This window comes from Methylocaldum marinum (assembly GCF_003584645.1).
GTDB lineage: Bacteria > Pseudomonadota > Gammaproteobacteria > Methylococcales > Methylococcaceae > Methylocaldum > Methylocaldum marinum.
Genome location: NZ_AP017928.1, coordinates 2,889,113 through 2,903,725 on the forward strand (window position 1 = coordinate 2,889,113; position 14,613 = coordinate 2,903,725).

Consider the following 14,613-nt stretch of genomic DNA (forward strand, 5'->3'; position numbering starts at 1 on the left):
AATATGCCTTTCAGTGTTTTGCCGATTCGTCGTCGCAAAAATTTTTCGGCTACGGGAAGAAATCCGTTCCGGCGGAAGTCGAGGACCGTCTCCTTCGGATTCCTTAGCGCCAGTGCCCCACTGCCTTCTGCAGCTGAGCTTGCGCCACCCGGCTTTCATAGGCGGCAACGATGGCACGCAAAGCGGCGTCGGCGCGGTCGGTTTCGGCTTCCAGATAGCGCGTCACGCTCGCGGTCCCGCCGCGGTATTGCTCGTTGACCAGGCGTAACGCCTCGTCGGCAGCGGCGGCTCCGGCTTCGGCCACCTTCAGGCGCTGTAGCGCTTCTTCCAATGTCGTAAAGGCGCGCCGGACTTCATCCTCGATCTCCAGCCGGGTACGCTGCTCCAGGGCTTGAGCTTCGGACAGCCGGCGTTCCGCCTGGGCGATACGAGCGGAGACCGCGCCGCCCGAGAATAAATCCACTTCGGCATTGACGCCCAAGGTGACGTTATCCCGGCTGAACGCGAAATCCGGCGAGCGGCTGTTCTGGCCATAGGCGGCATAGGCATTCACCCGCGGCCAGCGAGCACCGCGCTCGGCCTGGAGTTCCTCGCGCCTGATATGCGACTGCTGTATCGCCGCCTGCATCTCGGGCCGCTGGGCCAAAGCCTGGTCGAGCAACCGGGCATAAGCCTGATCCGGGTGCGCAGCAGGCCTGTCGGCGGGCTCGATGAGATTAATGAGCTCGTCCGTGCTGGCCCCAAGCAGCGTCTTGAGCGCCGAACGCGCCAACTCAATGGCGTTTTGCGCCTTCAACTCGGCCTCGCGGGCCTCCGCCGCACGAACTTCGAGGGACAACACGTCGGCCTTGAGCGCCATGCCTTCCGCCACCCGGTGCTTGGTATGCTCCAGCTCGCGTTCTACCGCCGTGACCGAATGCCGCGCCACATTCACTTGCTGCGGTGCGGACAGCAATGCGTAATACGCCGCCGTCACCGCAGCCGCCAGGCGGTTGCGAATCGCCGAACGCTCCAGTTCGGCCGCTTCGACGCCCAGTTCGGCGGCTTTCTTCCGGTAACTGTCCTGCCCCCCCCGGTACAAGGACCAGGTGCCGACGATTTCGGGGCGGAAGTTTTCCACCCAGCCGGGGTGGTTGATGTCCATGCCGAAGTCGAAACGGCGCTGCGCCACGATATAGGAAAATGCCTGAGCAGGATCGTCGGAATAGGCATAACCGACCCGCGCGGTCAGCCTGGGATAGAAGTTCGCTGCGGCCTCGGCGACCTTGGCTTCGGCCTCGCCGATTCGGGCAGCGGCGGCGAGCAGATCCGGGTTTTGGGCGAATGCGAGCTCGATCGCTTCATCCAACTTGAGTGGGTGGCGGGCGTTTGCATCCACCCGCGTCTCAGCGGCGGCCCCGAATCCGGCCAGTGCCAGACAGAGCGTCGCAGCCACGGCCAAGAGTCTCGACTGGGAATTCTTTAAACTCATATCCTGCTTTGCTCCTACTCCGCTTGCGTCCGGACGTGCAAATACCTCCGGACGTTTCGAAGCTCGAATGCCGACGCCGGACCGATCGGCACACGCCGTTACGGCCGCGCAACCACGGACCGGCCACAATATAAGAATATACTAATATTTAATCAAGCTCGGATTCTTCCCTGAAGGATTGCGCGCCATCGAGATGTTCGATAGCTTTTAGCGTTCACAAACCGGTGCATGGTCTCCGGCAAGAGGCTCGAACAACAGCCGATCGTTTCACGAACCGAATTTACAACACGTTCCACAGGAAAGCATCTCAATGTCCGAGGAAAGAGGCTTCGTTCCCCTCAACATCGCGATACTGACGGTATCCGATACACGCACGGAAGACACCGACGCTTCCGGAAGAAGCCTGGTCGAAAGGCTGAGCGGCGCCGGGCACCGGCTGGCGGATAAACGCATCGTACCCGACGACATTTACCGAATACGCGCCGTGGTATCGGAATGGATCGCTTCCGAATCGATTCAGGCCGTCATCACCACGGGAGGCACCGGTGTGACCGGGAGAGACGGTACGCCCGAGGCGGTCTCCGTCCTGTTCGACAAGACGCTCGATGGATTCGGCGAAGTCTTTCGAGCCATTTCCTATCAGGAAATCAAGACTTCCACGATTCAATCCCGTGCCGTCGCCGGCGTCGCCAACGGCACCTACATCTTCTGCCTGCCCGGCTCTTCCGGCGCGTGCCGGACCGCTTGGGACCAAATCATCCGGGATCAGCTCGACTACCGTACCCGCCCATGCAACCTGGTGGAACTCATGCCCCGCCTGCTGGAGCGATGAGCCGAGCACGAAGCGATGGGGCGCGCTGAATAGCTCAGCGCGTGGGCATGCTGTTCGTAACCCATCTGAAGCCGTGCCGAATGATAAATAACACCGGCGGTTTTTTCTTGACGCACTGCAAACGCACCATGACCCGTAAACGACTCACACCGGAGCACGCCTCATGATTCAGCTTACGCTTGCTGCCCTGTTTTTCGTCGGCATCCATTTCCTGATCGCCGGCAGCCGAGGGAGGGACCGGTTGATCGCGAAGTACGGCGAACGCATGTACCGCGGCGGTTTTTCGATCCTTTCGCTGGCGGGTCTGTTCTGGCTGATCTATGCCTATCGCCATGCGCCTTACCTCGAAACCTGGGGGCAGCTCGCGTGGTTCAAGCCGGTAGCGGCGCTCCTGATGCTGATCGCTTTCATTCTGGCCGTGACCGGCATAACGACACCCAGTCCGACCGCGGTCAACGGCGAATCCCTGCTGTCCGAAGCAGAGCCGGCACAGGGCATTTTGCGGATCACCCGCCATCCGTTTCTCTGGGGAATCGCCTTGTGGGCCGTCACGCACCTGATTGCCAACGGCGATGTCGCAGCGCTCGTGCTGTTCGGGTCCCTGCTGCTGCTCGCGCTGGGCGGCACCCGCTCGATAGACGCCAAGCGCCGGCGGCACTTGGGAGAACAATGGACGAAATTCGCGGCCGCCACCTCCAATATGCCTTTCAAGGCCATCCGAGAAGGACGCAATCAGCTCAAAATAGCCGAGATCGGATGGTGGCGCATCGCTCTGGCCGTAGCGCTTTACCTAGCACTATTGCACTTCCATGCCAAATTGTTCGGCGTTTCGCCGCTGTTCTGAACACGCCGACGTCGGGCTCGGGATCAAGTGCCGAAAAATTGCATCGAAACTTGTGGTTCCCATTATCTAGGAGACACGGCGATGAACGATGATACGTTCAACATGGATATCCGCAAGTTCCTGAAAAAGGTGGGGGTAACTTCGCAGCGTGAGATCGAACTCGTCGTACACGACGCTTTACAAGCGGGCAAACTGCTGGGAAACGAGAAGTTTGCGGTGAAAATGACCTTGGAAGTTCCGGCACTGAATATCCGTCACGTGATCGACGGCGAGATCGCTCTGGAGTAGCCGCACCCAATCGCGTGCCGAGCGGTCTTTACGGAGGCGCCCCTCTGCGAGCGGGCGAAGCCGGCGTGACGGCGCGGGTCAAGGGCGTGCAGACTCAACCGCCGGTCGCGTTCATATGACGGAAAATCACCGGCTGAGCCTTGATGTCGAAATAATGCCGTTCCGGCTTGATCGCCATGGCGTCGATGATCGCGTATTTCAGCTTGTTCATGTCACCCGGGTTGGCTCGCAAGACCCGCTTAAGGTCTATCGAGTGTTCGTTGCCCAGGCACAGCAGCAAGCGCCCTTCCGCCGTCACTCGCACACGATTGCAGGTTCCGCAGAAATTGTGACTGTGCGGGGAGATGAATCCGACGCGGGTTTCGCTGCTGGACACGCGAAAATAACGGGAAGGTCCGCCGGTGGTATCCGGGGTGGGCAGCAGGAGAAAATGCCGTTCGAGATCCTGCTTGATGTCGTCGCTGGAATAGTACGCCTCGGCCCGATCATGGTCGTCGACCGTTCCCAAGGGCATTTCTTCTATGAAACTGATGTCGATTTTCTTGGCGATGGCATAGTCGACCAGGGAGACCACTTCATCGTGATTACGATTCTTGAGCACGACGGAATTGATCTTGAGCCGCTCGAACCCCGCATCCAGCGCAGCGTCGATACCGCGCAGCACCTGCTCCAAATCCCCCACTCGCGTCATGTTCCGGAACCGTTCGGCGTCCAATGAATCTAGGCTGATGTTGATGCGTTTGACACCCGCCGACTTGAGCAGGAACGCGGTTCTTTCGAGCTGCGAGCCGTTGGTGGTCAGGACCAGTTCTCGCAAGCCCCGCAGTTTGCCGATTTCCGTCAATAATTCCACTGCCCCCTTGCGCACCAAAGGTTCTCCACCGGTAATCCGGATTTTCTCGACGCCGAGTTCCGTGAAAGCGGCGGCGACGGCAAGAATTTCCTCCAGCGTCAAAATCTGCGCGCGTGGCAGAAAAACCGTGTCTTCGCTCATGCAATAAATGCAGCGAAAGTCGCAACGGTCGGTGATCGAAATGCGAACGTAATTGACGCGCCGCCCGAAGCGGTCTATCAATTGCGAGGGTAAATCCGGCATAGCGTTGTCGTTTTCATCAGGAAAGGTCGAAAGCTGGAACAATTTTCCCACGAAGCCGACTCAATAGCCAAGTAATTCACTCAGGATTTATCTCGTCCAACCGCTTCCAAGGATGCGTCAAGCACTCTCCAGAACTCTTTGAACATCCATCGCCCAGCGTATCGATTCGACATAGGCACGGGCGGGTACACCCGGCGCGAGCCGGCACGCCTGAATTCCACCGGGGTCGGCTCGCTCGAACGCTACGGCGGCGCGGAGAACCTCGCCAATCGGCCCGCTGCCGTGAAGCAGCGCCTCGTCGATGCCATCGTCCAGCTTCAAGTGTCGCAGAATGTCCGCCATCCGCACGTCCATGACCGCATCCAACAAGGAAAACAAGCCTGCGATGTAGTAGAGCTCCGGCTTGGGCCGTTTCATCCGCTCGGCCAGGAGCTCACAGGTTCTGGCCCGTATCAGTGCGGTGGTCAGCAGCTCACGCGGACGGTAATCGACCGAATTGACCAGAATCACGGATGCCCAATTCTTGATCCGCTGCAAGCCGAAGAAGATCACGGCGCGGCGAATCGAATCAACCCGCTTGGTCACACCGAAAAACGCGGAATTGACCAGGCGGAGCAGCTTGTAGCTCAAAGTCATGTCGCGCGTGATGATCGCCTCGGCTTCGTCGACTTCGACTTTCGGGTTCTGGAGTCGAGCCAACAGCTCGAGCACGGCCAGACGGTTGGCCGGTATATCGCAACTGCGCAATTGCCGGGGGCGTTCGAAAAACAGTCCTTCGTAATAATCGAATCCGAGCCTGCGAAAGCGGTCGTACTCGTCCGGCGTCTCCACGTCCCGCACCAGAAGATGCAGGTTCTGGTCGTGCTGCTCGCTCCAATTGGCTTTAAAACCGTTCAGGTTCCGAGCGTCGAGGGAACAGATCGATACGAAGTCGGCCTCTCGCCTGAGCTCGACCAAGTCGCAGGCCGGGTTGTGGAGAGCGATGGTGAATCCTTTGCCGGCTAGCCGGGATACGGCTTCTTCCGCGGCGCGGTCGTTTAGAATCTCTCCCGGCACCGCGAGAACCACCCTGGATTTCGGCCACGACAAGCCATCGCATACACTCAGAAAGGCAGAGGGCACCCGAAGCATTGCCCGGCCGTCCCCAACCAAGTCTTTCAAATCCATGGCCCGGCAGGCCTGCATGACCACCTCGGCCCACTGCTCTTCGCTGTCTTTGCGCCCGACGCTCAGAGCTTCACCGCTACAAAAGTTAAGCTCATAGCCGTACACATCGAGAGCGTGCGTGTAAATGGGCACGCGCCCCACTACCCCGTCGAACATAACTGTCCCCCCGCAGTAACTTGTCCGAGAATGATTTCTAGCAAGAGGCTAGCACAAGAATCCGTCACACGCTCGGCGTGTTGCGGCTGCCCGGCACGATGGCCGCAATCGACGCTCTGCACGTAGTTCAACCTACTTCGGGAAGAATTGAATAGACTTAGCTGCAGACGAAAAATCGGACGCAAGCGATAGTTGGCCGTGAAAGCCGCACACGATAGCGTCGGGAAATCCGGCTGCTTGAGATCCGGATGATTTTCAGGCTTTATCAGAGATAAAACTCGGCTCAAAATTGTCATTAAGTATACGCGTCCCACAGCCTGATCCAACGGACTGGATACCACACCGAAGGCGTCAAGCCTTCGTTTAAAATCACTAAAGAACGGGACGAACACACGAGACAATCTCTAATGAATAAACTCTTACAACTCTTTAAGGAAGCATCGGCCTTCAGCGAAGACAACGTTGGATTTCTCGAAGATCTCTACGAGAAATTCCTACGTGACCCGGAATCGGTCGATGAAAGCTGGCGGGAAAAGTTCCGGTCTATCCAACAAGACTTGGCCGGTGAGGAACCGATAACGGAAAGAGAACGCCACGTCGTCAGAGCGGCACTCGGGGAATATGAAGCGGAAGAAATGTTGCGCAAGCAATCCGCGGTCGATCGGCTGATTTATCAATTCCGTACCCGCGGCCATCAATCCGCCGACAACAACCCGTTGAAATTGTCCCCGCCGGCCGAACTGAGAGATCTGAATCCGGCCTATTACGAGCTCGGCGACGACGAGCTGGACCGCCCGTTCTATATCGACATCCTGCGAAGCCCGGAAAAGCTGCCTCTGCGCGAGATTCTTTCGATGCTGCGCCAGACCTATTGCGGCCAGGTCGGCGCCGAGTACATGCACATCGTCGACAGCGACATCAAGCGCTGGATACAGAAGCGGCTGGAGAGTTCGCGCGCACGGGGAAACTTCGACGCCGAGGAAAAGATATGGATGCTGAGGCTTCTGACCGCCGCCGAAGGCATCGAAAAATACCTGCACCGGAAATATGTGGGGCAGAAGCGATTCTCGCTCGAGGGTGCGGAAACCCTGATCCCGCTGCTTGACGACCTGATTCAGCGGGCAGGCGAAAAAGGAACCAAGGAAATCGTGATGGGCATGGCCCACCGGGGACGGCTGAACGTTCTCATCAATATCCTCGGCAAAAAGCCCAGCACGCTGTTTCAGGAGTTCGAAGGCATCTATTCCGGCGCGCCCCCGCATGCGGGGGCAGGCGACGTGAAATATCACATGGGCTTTTCGTCGGACATCGAAACCGGCGGCGGATTGGTACACCTGGCGCTGGCGTTCAATCCTTCGCACCTCGAAATCATCGACCCGGTGGTGGAAGGTTCGGTGCGCGCTCGCCAGGACCGGCGCGAGAACGAAGACGGCGAGACCGCTGTACTTCCGATCCTGATTCACGGCGATGCCGCTTTCGCGGGACAAGGCGTGGTGATGGAAACGCTCAACATGGCCGAAACCCGCGCTTACACGACGGGCGGAACCATACATATCGTCATCAACAACCAGATCGGCTTCACTACCAGCAACCCGTTCGACGCCCGATCCACGCTGTACTGCACCGATGTGGCCAACATGACCCAGGCCCCGGTGTTCCACGTGAACGGCGATGATCCGGAGGCCGTGATTTATGTCACCCGGCTGGCGCTCGATTACCGGATGAAGTTCAAGCGGGACGTGGTGATCGACCTCATCTGCTATCGCCGCCATGGCCATAACGAAGCGGACGAGCCGGCCGTGACCCAGCCTTTCATGTACCGCTTCATCCGTAGCCATCCGCCGGTACGGAAGCTGTACGCCGAAAGGTTGATCGCCGAAGGTGTGGTGACCGGGGACAAGGTCCAGCGTATGGAGGAGGAATACCAAAGCGGCCTTAAAAACGACGAAACCTTCCTCCGGCCGATCGTTCAGGACGCCATGAGCTACGCCAAGACGCGGTGGAGTCATTATCTCGGAACCGAGTGGACGCAGCCCTGCGACACCGGTTTGCCGGAGACGACCATTCACGACCTCACGCAGCGGCTCATCAGTATTCCGCCGGATTTTGGCCTTCATCCGCGTGCAGCGGCAATCATGAACAACCGGCGCAAAATGGCGGCAGGGGAAATCCCCCTCGACTGGGGCTTTGCCGAAACCCTGGCCTATGCCTCGCTGTTGACCGAAGGCTACAGCGTACGCCTGACGGGTCAAGACGTGGGACGCGGAACGTTTTTCCATCGCCACGCGATTCTTTACGACCAAGGATCCGGCGATGCCTACGTTCCGCTCCAGAATCTCAGTGATAACCAGGCACGCTTTCACCTGTACGACTCGCTGCTATCCGAAGAGGGCGTGCTCGGGTTCGAATACGGCTACAGCAGTTCCGAACCCGACACCCTGGTCATTTGGGAAGCTCAATTCGGCGACTTCGCCAACAATGCCCAGGTGGTGATCGATCAATTCATCAGCTCGGGCGAAACCAAGTGGGGCCGGCTCAGCGGACTGACCATGCTTCTGCCGCACGGCTACGAAGGCCAAGGTCCGGAACACTCGTCGGCCAGAATCGAGCGCTACCTCCAGCTGTGCGCCGAGCAGAATATGCAGGTCTGCGTACCGACCACGCCTGCCCAGATCTTTCATTTGTTGCGCCGGCAGATGCTGAGGCCCTACCGCAAGCCGCTGATCATCATGACCCCCAAGAGCCTGCTGCGGCACAAATTGGCGACTTCACCGCTGGATGCCTTGTCGAGTGGGGAGTTCCGCAATATCATCGGCGAGATCGACGCCCACGATCCGGCCAAGATCACCCGTGTCATCCTCTGCACGGGGAAAGTGTTCTACGATCTTCTGGAGACTCGGCGAAAGGAAAACCTTCATAATGTCGCCATTATCCGCATAGAACAGCTCTATCCCTTCCCTTGCGATGCCTTCATGCAGGAACTGGCGGGCTATCCCCAAATGAGAGAACTGATCTGGTGCCAGGAAGAACCGGAAAACCAGGGAGCGTGGCACCAAATCAAGCACCGCTTCCTGAACCTGCTGGAGAAGGACATCGTCCTCAGCTATGCCGGGCGGCCGATGTCCGCCGCACCCGCAGTAGGTCAGTTCCACCGGCATTTGGAGCAGCAGAAGAAGGTTGTCGAAGACGCGCTGTTCGGAACCGCACCCCGTCAAGAGTTATTAGGAATAGTTCATGCGCATCGAAGTCACCGTGCCTAACCTGCCCGAATCCGTTACCGACGCGACCTTGCTCGACTGGCATAAACAGCCGGGCGACACGGTACAGAAGAGTGAAACCTTGGTTGATTTGGAAACCGAGAAGGTCATTCTCGAGGTTCCCGTGCCGGATAACGGCGTGCTGCAGGAAATCCGTCATGTCAAGGGCGACGTGGTCGGGAGCGGCGAGCTGCTGGCGGTGATCGAAACCGAAGCCCGTCCGGCGGTTGCCGAAGCCTCCGTGCCCGAGGCCATGCCGGCAAAACCGGAGCCCGCGGCCATGCCCGAGGCAGCCCGCAGACCCGTTAGATTCGCGCAGCCCATGGGACCTTCAGTGCGCAGACTGCTTATTGAGCACAACCTCGACCCGGCGCAGATCAGAGGCACGGGACGCGAAGGCCGCCTGACCAAACAGGACGTTCTGGATTTCCTGGATTCGCAAAAACGGAAATCCGCCGAAGCGCTCGCACCGGAGCGGAAACCGCAGCCGGAACCTAGCGAGAAACCCGCCGTGCGTGGAGCGGAGGGGCGCGGAGAACGGCGCGTACCCATGACACGGCTCCGAGCCCGCATTGCCGAACGCATGATCGAAGCCCAGCATACGACCGCTACATTGACCACCTTCAACGAGGTCAATATGCAGAAGATCTTCGACCTGCGTAATCAGCACCGTGCCCGTTTCGAGCAGGAATACAAGATCAAGCTGGGCTTCATGTCCTTTTTCGTCAAAGCAGCGGTGGAGGGGCTCAGACGCTTTCCCATCATCAACGCTTCAATCGATGGAAACGAGATCGTCCATCACGACTATTACGATATCGGCATCGCAGTGTCCACCGACCGGGGGCTCGTGGTGCCGATTCTGCGTGACGCCGACCGGCTCGATTTTGCCGAAATCGAAAAGGCGATCATCGATTTTTCACAGAAGGCACGCGACGGTAAACTCAGCTTCGAAGACTTGAGCGGCGGCACCTTCACCATCACCAACGGCGGCATCTTCGGTTCCATGCTCTCCACGCCCATCCTCAATCCGCCGCAAAGCGCCATCCTCGGCATGCATGTCATCAAGGACCGGCCGGTGGTCGAGGCCGGCCAGATCGTCATCAGGCCGATGATCTACCTCGCCCTCTCCTACGACCATCGCATCATCGACGGCCGCGAAGCCGTGACTTTTCTGTTCACTTTAAAGGAACTGCTGGAAGACCCGGTCAGATTGCTTCTCAAGATCTGAAAACCCGTTCATCGCCGAGCGCTGTCGCGCCGAAACACCTCGATACGCCTCCCGAGGCAGGGATGCGAGCGCTTCGTCGTGGGTAACAGGCGAACGGATGGGCTGGACTTCGTCCTCGGTATCCGCCGAATCCGATTTTCGCCCGGACGACTGGTCGAACAACGGCAATCGAATTGAAAACTCGGTGCCTTGGTCTTTGCCGTAACTGACTACCGAAATTCTGCCGCCGTGCATTTCCACTAGACTTTTCACGAGGGCCAAACCGACACCCAGCCCGCTATGTCCGTTATGCAGCGGTCGCTCATATTGAACGAAGGGTTCGAAAATGTGTTCGAGCGCGTCCGGTTCAATGCCGATACCGTTGTCCCGGACCTTGATCGCAATTTCCGGCCCTTTGCGCTCCATCGCCAATTCAATCCGGCCATTTCCGGGCGTGAATTTCGCGGCGTTCATCAACAGATTTGCGATGATCTGCGAAAGCCTTGCCGGGTCTCCCCAAAGATAAAGCGGCTGGCCGGTTCCCCGGTACACCAACTCCTGTTGGTTGTTCTCGATCACCGGCCGGCAAACTTCAACCGCGTGGGCAATGACCGAGGCCATGTCGGTAACTTCAAAGCTCAGCTTTAACTTGCCTCTGGCCACCCGCGAGATATCCAGAAGATCATTGATCAGCCGAGTCAGATATTTGACCTGGCGTTCGATACTCTCGGTAGCCGACTCGATCAGTTCCGGTCGTTCCGAACCACGCCGTTTCAACAACTGCGCCGATGTCAAAATGGGGGCTAGCGGATTCCGAAGTTCGTGCGCCAACAAGGCGATGAACTCGTCCTTTCTTCGGTCCGCTTCGCGCAGCGCTTCTTCAACTTCCTTGACGTGACGCAAACTGTCTTCCGCACGTTTCCGGTCGGTCACGTCGGAAAGGACGCCGACCAGCCTTCGGCTGCCTCGAAAGAGCTGGCCTCGCGCTTCCACCCAATTCAATTTTCCGTCCGGCAAGACGATCTGGAATTCTTGGCGATAGCTCTCTACCGGCTGGACTTCGGTTTGGGAACTCAAGGGCAGATTCCGCTCGGCGAGATCTTTTACCCAGGCCAGGAATTGATCTTCGAATCCTATGGCCGAATGAAGATTCGTGGGGTCCAGCCATGTAACCGCACCGGTCGCGGAATCCCGCTCCCAAACCGTCATGCGTCCAACTTCAAGAGCAAGCAGCAGGCGCGCCTGGCTCTCTCGCCACGCCTCCTCGCCGCATTTGATCTGATGAATGTCCATGGCAATGCCCATCCACTGGCGAACCCGGCCTCCATCGTCACGAAGCGGCAATGCACGGACGAGATGCCAACGATACTCTCCGCTCCGATAACAGCGAAATCGTAGCTCCGTCTCGTAAGGACAGCTCTTCTCCAGAGCCTCCGCCTGCTCGGCAAATACCCTTTCGCGATCCTCCGGATGCAATACCGACGCCCATCCTTGGCCCAAGCTCTGCTCCAATGTTAGGCCGCTGTACTCCAACCAGTGGTGACTCGCATAGAGCAAGGAACCGTCCGGAGCAGCCGTCCAGATTGCGAGCGGCGACACTTCCGCCAACAGCCGGTATTTTTCCTCGCTTTCCTTCAGTGTTTCCTCGAATCGCTTCTGTCCGGAGATCTCCCTTACGGCCACATTTACACCGGACACAAATCCGTCGCTTTCCTTGGCCGGAAATAGATTCACCAACAAAACAGGTTTTGTCCGAGCACCTTCCAGGGTGATGTCGGCAATCTCTTTATCCAGAATCGGCTCGCCCGATACGATCACCCGCCGCAACAGCGGAACCATCGCGAGCCCTATCTCCGGAACGACCTTTTGTACGCTTTGTCCGATGTGCTCCTCTACAGGAATGCCGTGAATTTCAGCCAGTTCCCGGTTAACCCTGACGAAGCGCAGATCCCGGTCGATGAAGCAGAGCCCCACCGGCGCCGTTGCATAAATGCTTTCAATTTCGGAAAGCTGTGATTTCACGGCGCGCTGACTGCGAACCACCGATTCCTCGAGCCTCCGCCGACGCACGATTTCCTGTTCCAACATCCGCTGACGGCGTTCCGCTTCCTGCGCCTTCAATCGGGAAAGCCGGTGCCAATGCCCTACCGCGTTCAACAGCAGGCCCTCGACCATGAAAAATACCAGCCGGACCTGCTCGTCGATATAGGGAAAAAGGCGCTGGACATCGGGCACCAATTTCCCGAACAGGAAATGATCCGCGGCGAGCCCCAGAATCATCGCGAACGCCCCGGCGCTCAAGCCGCCCAAGAAAGCACCCACGAGGATCGGGATGAGCAATAGAAGACTGACCGGAATCGGCCGGCTCATTTCGTAGGCCGCAAAAATCAACCCCAGGACGACGGCCAGCGCCACAACCACAGCGGCGTAGGGCGCAAGAACCTTGAATGAACTCCCTATTTTCAGCGTCTCTTCGGCTTTATTGAAACTGGACACGATTGACCTCTATTCCCATAGTCCTAAGTCACGGCCGCCAAGTTCAAAATACGATTCCTCGTCCAGAGCCAGCCGGCTATACCGCGGGGCCGAACGACAGAAGCCCTCTCGCGGTAGGAACGCCCGTTACCGGGCGCCCCCCGCACAGACCCGGACGTGCGGTTTTCCCGCATCCGGTTCCTCGGTTGTACTCGCCTTCGCGACGAGCGCGTTGTTATACAAAGGCCACAGGCTCGCGCCGCTTCTCGGTTGTCCGGGGCAAAGCCACCTTTAACTTCTCCAGCGCTGCGCTGAACTGAGCCCAGTTAAAGCTGCTCCGCTTCCCACCCCGACGATTGAGCCACTTGAAGGCACACTGAATCGTCCCGGTGTAGAAACTGTTCAGCGACTGCTCATTGCTCCGCAGCCCGAAGTCGTTGTAGTGTCCCACCAACTTACGGTTCAGCTCCAGTACAAACTGGCGACCGCGTAGGTGGCGGTTGGCCCTGATCCACTCTTTCATCCGTCGCTTGGCGCTTTGCAGTTTCTTTCGCGCCGTGCGCTTCATGACCCGCAGCTCACCTCGCCAGTCCAGGCGCCAGTACAGCTCGAAGCCAAGGAACGCGAAGCGGCGAGGGAGTCCGGGGTGAAAGCGGCTGAAACGGAGGATGCGGGTCTTCTCCGGGGCCACCTGCAACCCAAACTTATGCAGGCGCTTCGGCAGCACTCGGTAGAACCGCTCGGCATCATGCGGATACTGGAAGGCGCAGACAAAGTCATCCGCGTAGCGGATGAGAATGACCTGACCGCCGCAACGTGGCTTGACCCTGCGCTCGAACCAAAGATCCAAGGCATAGTGCAAGTAGACGTTGGCCCGTATCGGCGACACGATGCCGCCTTGCGGGGTCCCGGTCACCGGGTGCAGTACCTGCCCGTCGGTGTCCAGTATGCCCGCCTTCAGCCATTTACGGATGAGGTTGAGAAAAGCCCGGTCGTCGATCCGCAGGCTCAACATTTCCAGTCGCCAGTCGTGATCGATGGTGTCGAAGAAGCCTTTGATGTCGGCCTCCACCCCGTGTCCAATCTTGCCGTATTGAAGGTTGAACCCGAGATCGCCAACCGCATCCTTGGCCCCTCGCCCGGGACGGTAGCCATAACTGACGGGCAGGAAGTCCTGCTCGTAGATGGCGCCCAACAGCTTGGCGCAGGCGAGCTGCACCCACTGGTCTTCCAGAGCGGGGATCCCCAGCGGGCGTTCGCCGCCGTTTTCCTTGGGGATGTAGCCGCGTCGGACCCGTTTGGCCCGGTAGCGTTTTGTCTTCAGTCGCTCCGCCAGTGACTCGATGCTGGCGGTGAGGTCCTGCTCGTACGCCTGTCCCGTTACATCGTCCACGCCACTGGCCGCTCGCTTGTTCAGGTCGCGCCAGCAGCGGTGGAGTAACGGGCCATCCAGGCACCGGTAGAGGTCCCGAACACGGTGGTCTTTGCAGGTCTGCGCCCGCCGTGCTATTCCCCGCAGTGAGGTTTGCTCGTGTTGTTCCAGTCCGACTGTGTCCGGCATGAGTTTCCTTTGCGGGCTACGTACTTCCGTCAGGTCCTTTCCCATGTACACGGCTTTCCCGTGCTCAGAGTACTCTGCCTGATAAGACACCCCAGGGGCTCCTAGCCGCCTCGCAGCGACCCACCTGGCATGGTCCGTTTCTTCCCCCTCGTTTAGGCTTCGGTCTAACCCTGTTTCCGGGTTTCCCCTTCGTGCCTCAACAGCCGCATGCCTTGCGAGCGGACAGACCACCCCAGGTGCCTCTCCGGGGCTTCCCGAG

The 14,613-nt window shown here is 58.7% G+C and carries 10 protein-coding genes; 5 read left to right on the top strand and 5 right to left on the bottom strand.

All coding sequences use genetic code 11. The features are described 5' to 3' along the window. Nucleotides 1-103: 103 nt before the first annotated feature. Entirely contained in the window at nucleotides 104-1,471 is a 1,368-nt protein-coding gene (locus sS8_RS12650) for a TolC family protein (RefSeq protein WP_119632762.1), read from the bottom strand. A gap of 310 nt (nucleotides 1,472-1,781) precedes the next feature. Between sS8_RS12650 and moaB the strand changes: the two genes are divergently transcribed. The 3 genes from moaB (at nucleotide 1,782) to sS8_RS12665 (ending at nucleotide 3,435) form a co-directional block, all read left to right on the top strand. Beyond that, the gene (gene moaB / locus sS8_RS12655; RefSeq protein ID WP_119629943.1) at nucleotides 1,782-2,303 is read left to right on the top strand and encodes a molybdenum cofactor biosynthesis protein B; all 522 of its coding nucleotides are present in this window, start codon (nucleotides 1,782-1,784) and stop codon (nucleotides 2,301-2,303) included. 163 nt (nucleotides 2,304-2,466) lie between these two features. Continuing rightward, nucleotides 2,467-3,147, top strand: a complete 681-nt coding sequence (locus tag sS8_RS12660; RefSeq protein WP_119629944.1) for an NnrU family protein — start codon at nucleotides 2,467-2,469, stop codon at nucleotides 3,145-3,147. A gap of 81 nt (nucleotides 3,148-3,228) precedes the next feature. Beyond that, a complete protein-coding gene (locus sS8_RS12665) occupies nucleotides 3,229-3,435 on the top strand; it encodes a DUF6494 family protein (protein WP_119629945.1) in 207 nt (68 codons plus the stop codon). 94 nt (nucleotides 3,436-3,529) lie between these two features. Here sS8_RS12665 and moaA read toward each other — a convergent pair whose 3' ends face one another. Both moaA and sS8_RS12675 read right to left on the bottom strand, forming a co-directional pair. After that, complete coding sequence (moaA, locus tag sS8_RS12670; RefSeq protein ID WP_119632763.1) at nucleotides 3,530-4,531, bottom strand: GTP 3',8-cyclase MoaA; 1,002 nt, start codon at nucleotides 4,529-4,531, stop codon at nucleotides 3,530-3,532. A 117-nt stretch (nucleotides 4,532-4,648) separates the two neighbouring features. Beyond that, complete coding sequence (locus sS8_RS12675) at nucleotides 4,649-5,854, bottom strand: EAL and HDOD domain-containing protein (RefSeq protein WP_119629946.1); 1,206 nt, start codon at nucleotides 5,852-5,854, stop codon at nucleotides 4,649-4,651. Nucleotides 5,855-6,261: 407 nt separating this feature from the next. Here sS8_RS12675 and sS8_RS12680 point away from each other — a divergent pair, with 407 nt between their 5' ends. Together sS8_RS12680 and odhB are read left to right on the top strand one after the other, a co-directional pair. Further along, nucleotides 6,262-9,114, top strand: a complete 2,853-nt coding sequence (locus tag sS8_RS12680; RefSeq protein ID WP_119629947.1) for a 2-oxoglutarate dehydrogenase E1 component — start codon at nucleotides 6,262-6,264, stop codon at nucleotides 9,112-9,114. After that, the gene (odhB, locus tag sS8_RS12685; protein WP_119629948.1) at nucleotides 9,089-10,339 is read left to right on the top strand and encodes a 2-oxoglutarate dehydrogenase complex dihydrolipoyllysine-residue succinyltransferase; all 1,251 of its coding nucleotides are present in this window, start codon (nucleotides 9,089-9,091) and stop codon (nucleotides 10,337-10,339) included. Before sS8_RS12680 ends, odhB begins: the two co-directional genes overlap by 26 nt. Here the strand turns inward: odhB and sS8_RS12690 are convergent. Both sS8_RS12690 and ltrA read right to left on the bottom strand, forming a co-directional pair. Further along, on the bottom strand, nucleotides 10,292-12,814 hold the full coding sequence (locus sS8_RS12690) for a sensor histidine kinase (protein WP_119629949.1): 2,523 nt from the start codon (nucleotides 12,812-12,814) through the stop codon (nucleotides 10,292-10,294). The two genes, odhB and sS8_RS12690, sit on opposite strands and share 48 nt — an antisense overlap. A 214-nt stretch (nucleotides 12,815-13,028) precedes the next feature. Continuing rightward, entirely contained in the window at nucleotides 13,029-14,354 is a 1,326-nt protein-coding gene (gene ltrA, locus sS8_RS12695) for a group II intron reverse transcriptase/maturase (protein ID WP_119632764.1), read from the bottom strand. Between the last annotated feature and the right edge of the window lie 259 nt (nucleotides 14,355-14,613).